Here is a 14,354-nt window from a genome sequence, read left to right on the forward strand (position 1 = left end):
CCGGCACGCATCGCGTGTGTCGCCCCGCATACCCTGTTCCCGTGCCAGTCTCCCGGCTTCGTCGCGTCGCCGTCCTCGTGCTCGAAGGGGCGAAGCCGCTCGATGTCGGCATTCCCGCGCAGGTGTTCACGACCCGTGCGAGCATGCCGTACGAGGTGCGGGTGTGCGGCGCCGCGCCCGGCCTCGTGACCGGCGGTGACGGCCTGTCGTACCACGTAGCCCACGGCCTCGACGCACTCGCGTGGGCGGACATCGTCTTCATTCCCGGCTACCGGTTTCCGGACCGGGACGATCCGCCGCAGGCCGTGGTCGACGCACTGATCACCGCCCACGACCGGGGCGCGCGGCTCGCCGCCATCTCGACGGGTGCCTTCGCGCTGGCCGCCACGGGTCTGCTCGACGGCAAGCGGGCCACCACGCACTGGCACTACGCGCGGGCACTCGCGGCGAAGCATCCGCTGGTCCGGGTGGACGAGAACGTGCTGTTCGTCGACGAGGGCAGTGTGCTGACGTCGGCCGGGGCCGCCTCGGGCATCGACCTGTGCCTGCACATTCTGCGCGGTGACCGCGGGGTGGCCGCGTCGAACCACGCGGCCCGGCGGCTGGTCGCGGCCCCCTACCGCAGCGGCGGTCAGGCGCAGTATGTGCCGCGCAGCGTGCCGGAGCCGCTGGGCGAGCGGTTCGCCGCCACCCGCGAGTGGGCGCTGCACCGGCTGGACGAGCCCCTCACCCTCACGGTGCTCGCCCGGCACGCGGCCGTCTCGCCTCGTACCTTCTCGCGCCGCTTCGCCGAGGACACCGGATACACGCCGATGCAGTGGGTCATGCGCGCCCGCATCGACATGGCCCGTGAGCTGCTGGAGCGCTCGGAGCGCGGCGTCGAGCAGATCGCCACCGATGTCGGACTGGGCACTGGTGCGAATCTGCGGCTGCACTTCCAGCGCATCCTCGGCACCACCCCGAGCGAGTACCGGCGCACCTTCACCCGCGGCGAGTAGCGCAGCACGTGGCGCGCCGCGCAGCACACCGCCGCGTGGCGCCGCGTGGCGCGATCCTTTTGAACCATGGCGATCGCGCCGCTGTCACCGGCAATTGGGGCACACGACGCTGGTGTCGAACCGAAGGGACGCCACTTATGACTCGCATCGCCATCAATGGATTCGGCCGCATCGGACGCAATGTGCTGCGCGCGCTGCTGGAGCGCGACAGCGGCCTGGAGGTCGTCGCCGTCAACGACCTCACGGAGCCCGCCACCCTCGCGCGGCTGCTCGCCTACGACACGACGGCCGGCCGGCTCGGTCGCCCGGTGTCCGTGGACGGCAACGTCCTCGTCGTGGACGGCCGTCGCATCACGGTGCTCGCCGAGCGCGAACCGGCGCAGCTGCCGTGGGCCGAACTCGGTGTGGACATCGTGCTGGAGGCGACCGGTCGCTTCACGTCGGCCAAGGCCGCCCGCGCCCACCTCGACGCGGGTGCGAAGAAGGTGCTCGTCAGTGCGCCGTCGGACGGCGCCGATGTCACGCTCGCTTATGGGGTCAACACCGACGCGTACGACCCGGACCTGCACACGATCGTCTCCAACGCCTCGTGCACGACCAACGCGCTCGCGCCGCTGGCCGCGGTGCTCGACCAACTCGCGGGCATCGAGCACGGCTTCATGACGACGGTGCACGCCTACACGCAGGAGCAGAACCTGCAGGACGGTCCGCACCGCGACGCCCGTCGCGCCCGCGCCGCCGCCGTGAACATCGTGCCGACCACGACGGGCGCCGCCAAGGCGATCGGCCTCGTGCTGCCGAACCTCGACGGCAAGCTGTCGGGCGACTCGATCCGTGTACCGGTTCCGGTGGGCTCGATCGTCGAGCTCAACACGACCGTGGCCCGCGACGTGACGCGCGACGACGTGCTGGCGGCGTACCGCGCCGCGGCGGAGGGGCCGCTCGCCGGCGTCCTGGAGTACTCGGACGACGCCCTCGTATCCTCCGACATCACGGGCAACCCGGCCTCTTCGATCTTCGACTCGGCCCTCACCCGCGTCGACGGCCGCCATGTCAAGGTGGTCGCCTGGTACGACAACGAGTGGGGTTTCTCGAACCGCGTGATCGACACGCTGGAACTGCTCGCCGCTCGCTGACCCCTGAGGCGCGCATACGGTGCGTGTCGAACTGGTCAGGTGCCGGGAGGCGTCTCGGTAGCCGCCTCCTCGTCATCGTTTCCTTCTCGTTCGGCCGTGTTGTCCGCGTCGGCTTCAGGAACCGCCTCTGGAGCTTTCGCAGCCTCATGGGCATCGGCCGGTCGCCGACGCGGGCGCCGACGGTAGGAGGAATAGTCCGTTCCATCGCCCCAATCGGCGATGTCGGCGGAGACCAGGACGTCGGCGCGGGTGGGAAGATCCTCGTCGGCCTCAGGCTTGTCGGTCACTGTGGATCAGCCCCTCCATGAGTCGCTTCTTGCTGTTGCGGCAGTACACGGTTTCCGTGACGTCGAATCGGCCGGTCTCGAAGTATTTGTTCGACGGCTGGCCGCCGAGGCAGTAGGCGAAGTGATCGCAGGCACGGCGGCATTCGGCGAAGCCGCGCAGCGCCTCTGCCACCCATGTCACCTGCGAGGCTCGCCGTACCAGTTCCGCGAGATCGGTCTCGCGGACGTTGCCCACGCTCAGCGCCCCGAGGCGTGGGGAGTCACACCCTGTCAGGTCCGGACCCAGTACCGTCACATCGCCGTCCCAACCGACCATCGGCATGGGGTCGTAGGCTGCCGCGGTTCGTCGTGCCAGCTCATCCGTGCGCACCGCGGCCACATAGCGGGCGGCGTGGTCGAACTCCCTTATCCGCAGCCGCCGGTCGTCGTCTCTCCACCGGGCTGCCAGGGCGGCCCAGAAGGCGGTGACACGGTCGTCGTCGACCGAGGCCGTGAAGCGTGTGCCCTTGCGTTCCACGATGTTGATGCCGAGCACCTGGCACCCCAACTGCGCGAACCAGTCGTACAGCTCGATGGCGAGCTGCGGATCCGGCTCCTCGACCACCGCGATGGCCCCGAACGGGATCCGATGTCCGCGCAGCAGGGCGATGCCGCGAAGAGCGGCGTCGAAGCTCTCCCCTCCGCCGCGCGTGAGGCGGGCACGGTTCAGGCGTCGTGGGCCGTCCAGGCTGACCGTCACCTTGATCCGGTGCCGGAGGAACAGCTCGCACCAGGCCTCGTCGATGAGCGTGGCGTTGGTCTGAACGGCATGTCCGCCGCGGTGCCGGCGCTCGGTGAAGCGACGGAGCAGTTCCGCGAATCCCCGGAGACCGAGTGCGAGTGGCTCTCCCCCGTGCCACACCACACGCACGGGGTGGAGGTCGGACCAGGACTCCACCGCTCGCGCCACGGTATCGGCCACATCCACGGACATGCGTCTGTGCACCGCGCGTTGGGGAAGGTAGCAGTACGAGCAGTCGAGATTGCACAGTGTCACGGGTTGGAGGTACACGACGGTTGCCGACCGGGCCAGCTCAACCATGTGCGGCTTCCTGGCTCCGGGGGCCGCGCGCATCCCGGCCGGCGCCCTCGATGCGTCGTAGGGCAGCCTGCGCCGCGTCCTCCGCGTCGGCCTCCCGGTACAGACGGACCGCATCCCCCCAGGCACGCAGCGCGTCGTCGGACCGGCCCAGGGCCAGTGCCGCGACGGCATACAGGTCGAGTGACTGGGCTTGCCCATGGGGATCCGAGAAGACATCGCGGTGCAGCGTCAAGGCGCTCCGATGGCACTCGGCGGCTTCCTTGTGGCGCCCCGCCCGGCGGAGGGTCACCCCGAGGTCGTTGAGGATGATCGCCTCACGGTACTGCGCTCGCTGTTCACGCACGGCCCGCAGTGCCTCGGCATGCTCCACGAGAGCCTGTTGCAGCCGGCCCATGGCGCGGAGGGTGAGTGCGTGGTCGTTCCGGGCGATGGCCGCGCGTTGGTCGTGGCCCACGGCCTGGAAGAGTTCCATGGCGCGGGCATGGTCCAGACGTGACTCGTCCAGATGCCCGAGTCCCCTCCGGGCACGCCCGAGGTTGTTGGTGGTGACGGCTTCGAGGTACAGGTCCCCGATGGACCGGAACAGATCGCGGGCAGGGTTCAGACAGTCAAGTGCCTTGTTGAAATGCCCGGTCTTGAGGTGGACGGTGGCCCGCCCGTTCTGGGCCAGGGCCGCGGTGTACTGCGCTCCCGACTCGTTCAAGAGCCCGTCGGCTTCCTCGAACGCCTCCAGCGCCTGGTCATGGTGGTGGGCTTCTTGCAGCGCGCTGCCCAGGTTGTACCAGGCTCTGCCCTGTCCGAGAGGGGAGTCCAGGTCCGCGAACAGCTCCAGGGCGCGCCGGTGCGCCGCTATGGCCTCATCGAGGAGCCGCAGGTGACGCAGGGCGATGCCGAGGTTGTCGTGGGCCATTCCCTCGTAGTACGGATCTTGCAGCAGGCGTGCGCCGTCCAGCACGTGCCGGTACACAACTGCGGCGTCGGCGAAGTGATTTCGCCAGCCCAGGTAGTGGCACAGGCTCAGAGCGAAGCGCACTCCGGGCTCGGCATGTGCGGGATCGGCGGCCCACTGGGCGGCGGCGACGAGTCCGATGCGTTCCGTGTCGAGCCACCGCAGTGCCTGTTCCCGGTCGCGGAAGCCTCCGTCCCGAGTGTGCCCGGACATCGGTTTGAGGTAGGCGTGGCTGTCGAGGACTCGCTCGTGGTACTGGCCGAGCAGCCGCGCACGTGCTGCCTGCCCCTCGTCTTTGAACTCGGCGTTCTCCTGTGTCTTCGCCATTCCGTAGACACGTACGAGGTCGTGCATGCGCCAGCGGCCGCGGCTGAGGCCGGGTTCGATCAAGTGGGCTCTGACCAGGGTGTCGAGGGCACGCGGTGCGGGTGTGCGGCCGCCGAGTGCCGTGAGGGCTTCCATGCCGACCTCGGGGCCCGGGGCCAGGGCGAGCAGCCGGAACAGGCGCGCGGATCCGTCGTCCAGTCGCCGGTACGACATGTCGAAGGCCGCCCTGATGGCCCGTTCTCCGTCATCGAGCTGGTCGATGCGGGTCGCCGCGTCGGCGAGTTCGTCCGCGAGTTCGGCCACCGGTTTGCCCGGGTCGTTGACGAGGAGGGCGGCGGCGATGTGCAGCGCGAGGGGCAGGTGTCCGCACAAGGCGCTCAACCGCTGTGCCTCGTTCTCCTCCCGGTCGACACGGGAGTCATGGGGATCTGCCGTCCGCAGAGCCGTGTTCAGGGCCTCCACCGCGACCTGTGCGGGCAGCACGCCGAGATGGAGCAGTTGGGCGCCGAGCTGGGAGAGGGTGTCGCGGGAGGTGACCAGGACCCGGTGCCGCGGATGCCCGGGCAGCAGGGGCCGTACCTGCGACGGGCGCGAGGCGTTGTCCGCGACGATCAGCAGGGCGCCCCGGTCCTCTGCGATCTCCGTCAGGACGGAACGGTACAGACCGGCACGTGCGTCGGCGCTTGCGGGCATGTGCTCGCCCGGGACGCCGAAGGCCGTGAGCAGTTGCTCCAGCGCCTCTCCCGGCGTGACGGGAGTCTCGTCGTATCCATGGAGGTCGAGGAAGACAACTCCCGCCGGGAACAGTCCCCGGTCCTTCGCGATGTGCGCGGCCCGTACGGCAAGTGCCGTCTTGCCGACGCCACCGAGTCCGGCGACTGCGGAGATGACCACGGTGCCGTGGCTCGAAGCCGCGGGGTCCAGGCTCTGGAGCAGCGCGTGCAATTCGTCGTGGCGCCCGACGAATCCCCGGGCGGCCGCGGGGAGCGACTGCAGAGCGTCGGTGACCGGTGCCGTGTGGTGGTGGTGGTGCTCCACCTTCTTCGCGACGACGTCTCCGTGGAAGCGGCCGCCGCGGAAGTCGACCAGGTCCGCTCCGACGGTCACGCCGCCGGCGCGTCGGCTCCCCGGATCGGCTCGGTCGCCCACGACCGGATCCACATCGTCCCGCATGGCTCCATCATGGAGTCCATCGCCTTGCGGGTGTACCCGATGTCTCCAAGTGACCAACGCGTGTTGCCGGTTGACGCCTCAGTCCGGCAGGGTGTGCGTCTGAAGGGGCACGGCGTTTCCGGTGCCGTGAGCGGACCTGCCCATGTGGGTGCCCCGTCGGTGGCGGTGGGCTTCGGGCGTGCGGCAGAGCGCGATGATCGCGGCGTCGTCCTCCAGGCGTCCGCCGACGTGGGCGAGGAGGTCGCGGCGGACGTGGTGCAGGAGCTCTTCGGGAGCGCTGCCGGCCCACTGCGCGGCCCGTTCCGCGAGCGGGTAGAAGACGCCGCCGGGATCGCGGGCCTCGATGACACCGTCGGTGTAGAGCAGGAGGGTGTCCTCGGGCTCGAAGGAGAACACGTCGAGGGTGTACTCGGTGGGTGTCGGCGCGCCGATGCCCAGCGGGGGCGCCGGGTGCACCGGAACGGTGACGGTCCCGGCGGGACTCAGCAGCAGGGGCGGAGGGTGACCGCAGCTGAGGATCCGCGTGAGACGGCCCTCGTTCGGCATCTCCACCAGCAGCACGGTGGCGAACCGCTCCCCCGTCTCCTCCTCGGGCACGAGGTCGGGCAGATTCCGGGCCACGCTCCGCTCCAGCGCGGCGGCCAGCTCGGGCAGGGAGGTGTGCTCGTGGGCGGCCTCACGGAAGGCCCCGATGATGAGGGCGGCCTCGCCGATGGCGGACAGGCCTTTGCCCCGTACGTCACCGATCACGACCCGCACGCCGATGTCGGTCGAGGTCGCGGCGTACAGATCACCGCCGATCTGGGCCTCGTCCTCGGCGGCCAGGTACAGGCAGGCGATCGTCAGCGGACCGATCCGCTCGGGCAGCGGCCACAGCAGGACGTGCTGCGCGGCCTCGGCGACCGCGCGCACCTGTGCCAGCTGGCGCAGTCGTCGCTCACGTACGACGCAGTAGAACACCGTCAGCGCCGACAGCACCGCCAGGGCAAGGATCTGCACCAGGACGTTGCGTGAGAACAGCACGCCGAAGTGCCAGCCGATGTACGCCTGCGCCGTCACGGCCAGGAACCCGATCAGCCCGGTCACCCAGGGCCCCGCGAAGGAAACGGTGATCGCGGGGGCGATGACCAGGAGCGGGCCGAGATGGATGTCGGCCGGGACCAGCTGGTCCACCATCGTGATCACCAGGATGAGCGCGGTCGGGATCACCAGCAGCGCATGGCTCGACTGCCACGGCTGCCGCAGGCCGGCCATGCCTTGCCGCACATCCACATCTTCCAGATTGCACCGTCCCGGGCAGGGCCGCCCGCGGGGTGCTGTCGGCCGGCATCGCGCGGCTCGGCACAGGTCAGTGGTCGGCTGTGTGCCAGGGGGCGTCGGGGCGGGTGAGGCGTGCGTCGGCGGCCGGCCGGAGGGCGTACACCGGGCGGTCGCCCGGAACGGGGCCGAGGTGGTCGTGGCCGGTCATATGGCACCAGGCGGGCAGGTCGAGGGGAGCGGCCGGGTCGGTGGCGATGACGTGTACGACGGTGCCGGGCCGTACGTCGTCGATGGCGGCGCGGAGCTTGAGCAGCAGGGTGACGCAGAGCAGGCCGGTGCCGTCGACGGTGAGGTCGGGTGCGGGTGCGGGTGCGGGGGCGGGGACGGGGTGGAGGGTCATCGGCTGCTCGCGGAGGCCGCGATGGCGGGCAGGACGGCCAGTGCGAGGATGCCGCCGGTGAGTGCGAGGACGGGGTAGCTCGCGGCGTCGACGATGATGCCGGAGGCGAGGCCGCCGGTGGTGCCGGCGATGGCGATCGAGACATCGACCAGGCCCTGCGTCCTGGCGCGGGCGGCGAGCGGCACGGCGTCGGTGATGATCGCGGTGCCGGAGATCAGGCCGAGGTTCCAGCCGAGTCCGAGCAGGGCCAGCGCGAGGGCCAGCAGCGCGACGGAGTCGCCGGGCGCGGCGGCGGCAAGGATGCCGGCGGCGAGGAGCGTGATGCCGGATCCGGCGGCGACCGGGATGCGGCCGTAGCGGTCGACGAGCCGGCCGGTGAGCGGTGAGGGGAGGTACATCGCACCGACGTGGATGGCGATGACGAGTCCGGAGGCGGCGGTGCCGTGTCCGTGGTCGCGCATATGGACGGGCGTCATCGTCATGATCGCGACCATCACCACCTGGCTCAGGACCATGATCAGTGCGCCCAGTACGACTCCGGGGCGGCGCCGTTCGGCCGTCGACGCGGCTCGTTGTGTGTCGTCGGTCGCCGTGGCCCGTTGCTGGTCGAGGGTGCGGGCGAGCAGGAGCGGGTCGGGGCGCAGCCACACGGCCAGGACGAGGGCTGCCAGCGCATAGGCGGCGCCGGCGAGAAGGAAGGGTCCGGCCAGGCGGGGTATGCCGAGGACGTGTGCAAGGTCGCCGGTGGGTGAGGCGAGGTTGGGGCCGACGACGCCCCCGAGCGTGGTCGCGACCAGGACGGAGGAGACGGCGCGGGCGCGGTGGGCGGGGTCGGCGAGGTCCGCTCCGGCGTAGCGGGCCTGGAGGTTGGTGGCGGTGCCGGCGCCGTAGACGAACAGCGCGAGGAACAGCAGAACGGAATTGTCGAGGACGGCGGCGGTGATGACGCCGCCGCTGCCGATGGCTCCGGTGAGGTATCCGGTGGCCAGGCCGGGGCGGCGGCCGCGGGCCTGGGAGATACGGCCGACGGCGACGGCGGCGAGCGCGGAACCGGCGGTGAACAGGGCACTGGGCAGCCCGGCGAGGCTGGTGGTCCCGAGCATGTCCTGCGCGAGCAGGGCACCGACGGTGACACCGGCGGCGAGCCCGGCACCGCTGAGGACCTGAGTGGCGACCAGCACGCGCAGGATGCGCCGCTGGGCCGGAACGACGTCCGATATGGAGGAGGGGCCGGCCGATTGCGTACTCGTCATGCCAAGTCCGTCGCCTCGACGGGCAGTTCGGCCAGACGCCACTCCAGCATGCCGTCGTTCAGGCGGATCGCCCGCCGGCCGCGGTCGGTCAGCAGCCGTACCGCGTCGTAGGCGAGTACGCAGTACTCGCCCCGGCAGTACACGACGATGTCGGTGTCCTCGGGCAACTCGTTGATCCGGTCGGCCAGTTCGTCGACCGGAATGGAGTGTGCGCCGGGGATGTGCCCCGCCCGGTACTCCTCCTTCGGCCGCACGTCCAGCACCAGTACGTCTCCGGCGGCCGCGCGGGCGCGCAGCTCTTCGTGGGTGACCTCCGCCGCGCCGTCCTCGCCGAGGTAGGCGTCCCGGGCGCCGGACACGGTGGCCTGGTGGCGTTCGGCGACCTTGCGCAGCAGCGCGAACAGTTGGGCGACGTCGTCGCCCGCGAGCCGGTAGTGGATGCGGACGCCCTCGCGGCGGGTGACGACGAACCCGGCCTGCTTGAGCGTCTGCAGATGTGCCGAGGCCGTCGTCAGGTTCAGTCCCGCCGCCTTGGCGAGTGCGTCGACCGTACGCTCGCCCTGGGCGAGCAGGTCAAGCAGTTCCAGGCGCTTTCCGCTGGCCAGCGCCTTGCCGCTGGCTGCGAACGCGTCGTACAGCTGCGCCTTCGTGCCGGTCGAGTTGCTTCCCGCCATGTCATCCTCCATAAATCCATGGAATAGTGTAGATGAAGGAGGGTGCTGTGACCACACGCCGCCTCGCATCCGAACCTTGGAGGACCTGATGGGGTTTGCCGACGACCACCTGATAGCCCTGGTCGACGCCGGACTCGGCAACAGCGCCTACCTCGTCGACCTCGGCGACGGGCGCGCCCTGGCCGTGGACGCCGCCCGTGACCTGCGCACCCTGCGGAAGGCCGCGGACCGGCGCGGCCTGACCGTCGCGTTCACGGCCGACACACATCTGCACGCGGACTTCCTCTCCGGCGCCGTCCAGCTGGCGCACGACGACGGCGCGCGCGTGCTGGCGTCGGCCGCCGGCCGGCGGGTCTTCCCCCACACGCCGCTGGCCGACGGCGACGAGACGGACCTCGGCGGGCTGACCCTGCGCGCCCTGGCCACGCCCGGCCACACCGACGAGCACCTGTCGTTCCTGCTGCTGGACGGCGACCACGAGCTGGGGGTGTTCACCGGCGGCTCGATGATCGTGAACTCCGCCGCCCGCACCGACCTCCTCGGAGCCGACCGCACCGAGGAACTGGCCCGCGCCCAGTACCGCTCACTGCGGCGGCTGGCCGCACTGCCCGACGAGACCCGGGTGTGGCCCACCCACGGAGCCGGCTCCTTCTGCTCGGCGCCGCCGGGCAGCGAGCGCACCTCCACCATCGGCGCGCAGAAGCAGAGCAACCCGCTCCTGACCGCCCCGGACGAGGACACCTTCGTACGACGGCTGCTGGGCGGCCTGGGCAGCTATCCGGCGTACTTCGACCGGCTCGCCGAGGCCAACCGCAAGGGCCCGGGCATCCTGACCGGCACTCCGGCGCTGCCCGACCTGACCGCCGGGCAGGTGGCCGGCCTGCTCGCCCAGGGCGGTCAGGTGGTCGACGTCCGCCCGGCCGCGGACTTCGCCGCCGGACACATCCCCGGTGCGCTCTCGATCCCGCTGCGCGACCAGTTCGCCACCTGGCTGGGCTGGCTGCTGTCCGAGGCCGCCCCGATCGCGTTCGTCACCGCCGAGGACCAGGAGCCCGCCGAGATCGTCTGGCAGGCGTACAAGATCGGCTACGAGCGGCTGTCCGGACGCCTGGCCGGAGGCATGCGGGCCTGGCTCGCGGCCGGCAACCCGCAGGCCACCACCGCGTTCATCACGGCCGACCGCACCGCGGACCGGCCCTATGTCGATGTCCGTCAGAGCTCCGAGTTCTCGGCCGGGCATGTCCCGGGCGCCGTGCACATCGAGCTCGCGAGCCTCGGCACCCGCGCCGTCGACGCCCCCGAGGGCGCGGTCGTGGCCTGCGGCCACGGCGAGCGGGCCATGACCGCAGCCAGTCTGCTGGAACGCGCGGGCCACTCCGATGTGGCGGTCCTCGACGGCGGGCCCGCCGACTACGCCGCCGCCCATGGTCAGCGGCTCACCGAGGGCACGGAGGGCGTTCAGTCGTGAGTACGCCCCACCACCCGGCCACCACTACCACTCCCGACCCGCCGATACGGCTGGGCCTGCGGGAGAACTGGCCGCAGTTCACCCTGCTCGTCGTCGTCAACGTCTGTGTCGGCGGCCTGGTCGGCCTGGAACGCACCACGGTCCCGCTGATCGGCGCCGATGTCTTCCAGCTGACCAGCGACCTGGCCGTCTTCTCCTTCATCATCGCCTTCGGTGTCACCAAGGCGCTGACCAACCTCGCCGCCGGGGCGCTGACCGCCCGCTTCCGCCGCAAACAGCTCCTGGTCACCGGCTGGCTGATCGGGGTGCCCGTGCCGTTCGCGCTTGCCTGGGCACCGTCCTGGGGCTGGATCGTCGCCGCGAATGTCCTGCTCGGTGTCAACCAGGGTCTGACCTGGTCGATGACCGTCAACATGAAGATCGACCTCGTCGGCCCCGCACGGCGCGGACTGGCCACCGGCGTCAACGAGGCCGCCGGCTACACCGCCGTCGGGGTCACCGCACTGCTCACCGGCTACCTCGCCACCGCCTATGGCCTGCGCCCCGCCCCCGAACTCATCGGCGTCGTCTTCGTCGCCGCCGGGCTCGGTCTGTCCGTGATCGTCCGTGACACCGCCGCGCACGTCGCTCTCGAACTCGCCCAGCACGCCAAGCCCCTGCCGACGGGTGAGGACACCACACTGGCCGCCGTCTTCGCCCGCACCTCCTGGCGCAACCGCTCCCTGCGCGGCGCCAGCCAGGCCGGCCTGGTCAACAATCTGAACGACGGTCTGACCTGGGGCGTCTTCCCCCTGCTCTTCACCGAACACGGCCTCGGCTTCGCCGCCATCGGTCTGATCAAGGGCCTCTACCCCATCCTGTGGGGCATCGGCCAGATCCCCACCGGCCACCTCGCCGACCGCATCGGCCGCAAGCCCCTCATCGTCACGGGCATGCTCGTCCAGGCCGGCGGATTCGTCCTCGCCCTGGCACTGCTCGACCGCCCGCTGCTGGCCGGTGTCCTGTCCGCCGCCGTCCTCGGTCTTGGCACCGCCATGGTCTACCCGGCCCTGATCGCCGCGGTCTCCGACCATGCCCACCCCGCCTGGCGCGCCAACGCACTCGGGACCTACCGCTTCTGGCGCGACATCGGCTATGCCGTCGGCGCCCTGGTGGCCGGCCTCCTCGCGGACGCCTTCGGGCTCAACGCGACCGTCATCGCCGCCGCTGTCCTCACCGCCGGCTCCGGGCTGCTCGCCGCCCGCTGGATCAGCGAACACAAGCCCGCGATGCACTGATCCGGCCCCCGGCGGGCGCAGAGGTGCCGAGAGGTCCGGGGGCGGGGCCGAACGGCCCTTGGCAGTGTCCCCGGGGTGGCCGGACAGTAGAGATCAGAAGAAGCCTCCCGAAGGAGGTGACCTGCAGTGATGTACTGGGACGGCGGTAGTGGCTGGGCCTGGATGGCCTTCATGCCGCTGCTGTGGATCGCACTGATCGGTCTGGTGGTGTGGGCGGTTGCCCGCCTCACCCAGCACCCCATGTCCCGCCGGGACGACACGGACCGAGGGCCGGCACCGCGGGAGACACCGGAAGAGGTCCTCGACCACCGCTTCGCCGCCGGCGAGATCGACTCCGAAACCTACGCCGAGATGCGCAAGCAACTGGCGGCTCACCGGCCGCGGCCCGAGTGACCGGGGGCCGCGTGGCCGTCGGCCGCCGCTGACCGGTAGTCCATTCGACCGAGTCACCGGCGCCCCAGAGTGAACGGGGCGTCGCTGTGCCTCGCGCCGACAGCGGCCCGCCGCCCGTGGCCGTTAGCGTCCACCCTTGTGTTGTTCAGCTATGCCTTTGTGAACCTGAAACCGGGTGTGGGAAAGACGACCAGCGCGGTCTGGCTGGCCCACGCGCTGCACGAGTCTGGCATGCCACCACTGCTGGTGGACAGTGACCCCGCCTCGTCCGCGCTGCGCTGGAGCGAACTGGCGGGCGGGTTTCCGTTTCCGGTGATCGCCCTTCCGGTGGGTGATGTGCACCGGCGCGTGAACGACTTCCTCGGCAACCGGCGGGCCGTGGTGTTCGACGCCCCGCAGATGGAGGACCACGCCCACATCACCCGGAGCATCATGAGGTACGCGAGTGAGTGGATCGTGCCGGTGACCCCGGCCCCCATCGAGCTGGATCGCATGGCACCCATCGGCGGCGAGATGGGCGACATGCAGTCCTTGCGCGCCCAGCCGGCCCGCGCCGCCGTCCTGCTGAACCGCACCAACCGTCCGGACGCCACCCGTACCGGTCCCGACGCCGACGCCCGCGAGGCACTCACCGAGCGTGGCTTCGACGTGTTGTCCACCCACATTCCGCGGCTCGACCTGTACGCCCAGTCGTTCGGCAGCCCGATCCAGGTCAAGGGCTCGGCCTACATGGAACTCGCGGACGAGCTCATCAAGCGTCAGGACAAGGTGTGAATCAGCGCAAGGACACCTACCGAGCCGCGCTGCAGCGCGGACCCTACCCAGCCGCATCCCGACCCGCCAAAGTCACCCACCTGCACACCCGTTACGTCAGGGTGACCATCGAACTCGACCCCAAATTGCCGGGCGATCTGAGCCGTTGGGTGGGGACACCGGTGTCCGCGCTCGCGCACGCCGGCGAGTCCGTGCTGCGGCCCGTGACGAGTTGGTGCGTGGCAGCCGGTACGACGGCGACCGTGGAGGCGTCGTCGCTGGTCGCCGGGATCGCCCGGCTCTGGCGATCCCGCTGAGCTCGGGCTCAAAGGCCCACGATCACCCGGCGTCGGCCTCCGCGGAAGGCACCGGGAGCAGCATGCAGCTGCTGGTGGCGTGGGCCAGCAGGCGGTCCTCTGCGTCGACCAGCCTTGCCTCGGCGAGCGCCGTCCGACGGCTCCGGTTCACCACCGTGCCGATGGCCCGCACCCGGCCCGTGTCCACCGTGATCCGCCTCAGGAACTTCACCGTCAGGTCGAGCGAGGTGTAGCCCATGCCCGGCGGAAGCGTCGAGTGGACGGCGCAGCCCGCCGCCGAGTCGAGGAGGGTGGCGTAAACGCCGCCGTGCACGCTGCCGATCGGGTTGTAGTGCTCCTCGCCCGGCAACAGGGAGAAGACCACCCGGCCCTCGTCCACCTCGTCCAGCGTGAAGTCCACGGTGGCCAGGATGGGCGGCCCGGGAAGACGGCCCGTCTGCATCTCACGCAGGAAGTCCAGGCCGGACGTGCGCCCGACGGCGGTCGCCGTGACCGCGGGGTCTTCCCACTCGTACGTCCGTATACGTCCCATGTCTTCGGCGCCTCCCAGCTGACTTCGTCGATCGAAGCTAGCTGTCCGGTCACCTGACTGTCAATGCCGAAGTCAG

Annotated in this window: 15 protein-coding genes; 7 read left to right on the top strand and 8 right to left on the bottom strand. The window is 70.8% G+C overall.

Annotated features, from left to right (window positions below; genetic code table 11):
* Positions 1-41 precede the first annotated feature (41 nt).
* Complete coding sequence (locus ACZ4EG_RS08315) at positions 42-998, top strand: GlxA family transcriptional regulator (RefSeq protein WP_453546669.1); 957 nt, start codon at positions 42-44, stop codon at positions 996-998.
* A gap of 137 nt (positions 999-1,135) precedes the next feature.
* Entirely contained in the window at positions 1,136-2,134 is a 999-nt protein-coding gene (gene gap / locus ACZ4EG_RS08320) for a type I glyceraldehyde-3-phosphate dehydrogenase (protein WP_453546667.1), read from the top strand.
* Positions 2,135-2,169: 35 nt separating this feature from the next.
* Here gap and ACZ4EG_RS08325 read toward each other — a convergent pair whose 3' ends face one another.
* The 7 genes from ACZ4EG_RS08325 to ACZ4EG_RS08355 all read right to left on the bottom strand — a co-directional run bounded on the left by ACZ4EG_RS08325 (position 2,170) and on the right by ACZ4EG_RS08355 (position 9,538).
* The gene (locus ACZ4EG_RS08325; RefSeq protein ID WP_453546665.1) at positions 2,170-2,421 is read right to left on the bottom strand and encodes a hypothetical protein; all 252 of its coding nucleotides are present in this window, start codon (positions 2,419-2,421) and stop codon (positions 2,170-2,172) included.
* On the bottom strand, positions 2,405-3,502 hold the full coding sequence (amcB, locus tag ACZ4EG_RS08330) for a cyclophane-forming radical SAM peptide maturase AmcB (RefSeq protein WP_467790032.1): 1,098 nt from the start codon (positions 3,500-3,502) through the stop codon (positions 2,405-2,407). The genes ACZ4EG_RS08325 and amcB overlap by 17 nt, the downstream gene beginning before the upstream one ends.
* A complete protein-coding gene (locus ACZ4EG_RS08335; RefSeq protein WP_467790033.1) occupies positions 3,495-5,951 on the bottom strand; it encodes a tetratricopeptide repeat protein in 2,457 nt (818 codons plus the stop codon). Before ACZ4EG_RS08335 ends, amcB begins: the two co-directional genes overlap by 8 nt.
* Positions 5,952-6,029: 78 nt before the next feature.
* Positions 6,030-7,205 carry a PP2C family protein-serine/threonine phosphatase gene (locus tag ACZ4EG_RS08340; RefSeq protein ID WP_467790411.1) on the bottom strand — a complete coding sequence of 392 codons (1,176 nt, stop codon included), beginning with the start codon at positions 7,203-7,205 and terminating at the stop codon, positions 6,030-6,032.
* A gap of 94 nt (positions 7,206-7,299) precedes the next feature.
* Positions 7,300-7,611 carry a sulfurtransferase TusA family protein gene (locus ACZ4EG_RS08345; RefSeq protein ID WP_467790034.1) on the bottom strand — a complete coding sequence of 104 codons (312 nt, stop codon included), beginning with the start codon at positions 7,609-7,611 and terminating at the stop codon, positions 7,300-7,302.
* On the bottom strand, positions 7,608-8,864 hold the full coding sequence (locus tag ACZ4EG_RS08350) for an MFS transporter (RefSeq protein WP_467790035.1): 1,257 nt from the start codon (positions 8,862-8,864) through the stop codon (positions 7,608-7,610). Before ACZ4EG_RS08350 ends, ACZ4EG_RS08345 begins: the two co-directional genes overlap by 4 nt.
* Positions 8,861-9,538, bottom strand: coding sequence for an ArsR/SmtB family transcription factor (locus ACZ4EG_RS08355; protein WP_467790036.1), 678 nt, complete (start codon positions 9,536-9,538; stop codon positions 8,861-8,863). Before ACZ4EG_RS08355 ends, ACZ4EG_RS08350 begins: the two co-directional genes overlap by 4 nt.
* Before the next feature lie 88 nt (positions 9,539-9,626).
* On the opposite strand from ACZ4EG_RS08355, the gene ACZ4EG_RS08360 reads away from it, so the two are divergent.
* The 5 genes from ACZ4EG_RS08360 to ACZ4EG_RS08380 all read left to right on the top strand — a co-directional run bounded on the left by ACZ4EG_RS08360 (position 9,627) and on the right by ACZ4EG_RS08380 (position 13,746).
* Complete coding sequence (locus ACZ4EG_RS08360; RefSeq protein WP_467790037.1) at positions 9,627-11,006, top strand: MBL fold metallo-hydrolase; 1,380 nt, start codon at positions 9,627-9,629, stop codon at positions 11,004-11,006.
* Positions 11,003-12,283, top strand: coding sequence for an MFS transporter (locus ACZ4EG_RS08365; RefSeq protein ID WP_467790038.1), 1,281 nt, complete (start codon positions 11,003-11,005; stop codon positions 12,281-12,283). The genes ACZ4EG_RS08360 and ACZ4EG_RS08365 overlap by 4 nt, the downstream gene beginning before the upstream one ends.
* A gap of 126 nt (positions 12,284-12,409) precedes the next feature.
* A complete protein-coding gene (locus ACZ4EG_RS08370; protein ID WP_467790039.1) occupies positions 12,410-12,676 on the top strand; it encodes an SHOCT domain-containing protein in 267 nt (88 codons plus the stop codon).
* A gap of 159 nt (positions 12,677-12,835) precedes the next feature.
* On the top strand, positions 12,836-13,450 hold the full coding sequence (locus tag ACZ4EG_RS08375; RefSeq protein WP_467790412.1) for a nucleotide-binding protein: 615 nt from the start codon (positions 12,836-12,838) through the stop codon (positions 13,448-13,450).
* Positions 13,447-13,746, top strand: coding sequence for a hypothetical protein (locus tag ACZ4EG_RS08380; RefSeq protein ID WP_363297807.1), 300 nt, complete (start codon positions 13,447-13,449; stop codon positions 13,744-13,746). The genes ACZ4EG_RS08375 and ACZ4EG_RS08380 overlap by 4 nt, the downstream gene beginning before the upstream one ends.
* A 22-nt stretch (positions 13,747-13,768) precedes the next feature.
* Here the strand turns inward: ACZ4EG_RS08380 and ACZ4EG_RS08385 are convergent, their stop codons facing one another.
* Entirely contained in the window at positions 13,769-14,278 is a 510-nt protein-coding gene (locus ACZ4EG_RS08385; RefSeq protein ID WP_467790040.1) for a PaaI family thioesterase, read from the bottom strand.
* Positions 14,279-14,354: the final 76 nt, after the last annotated feature.

This window comes from Streptomyces sp. NPDC025638 (assembly GCF_055558775.1).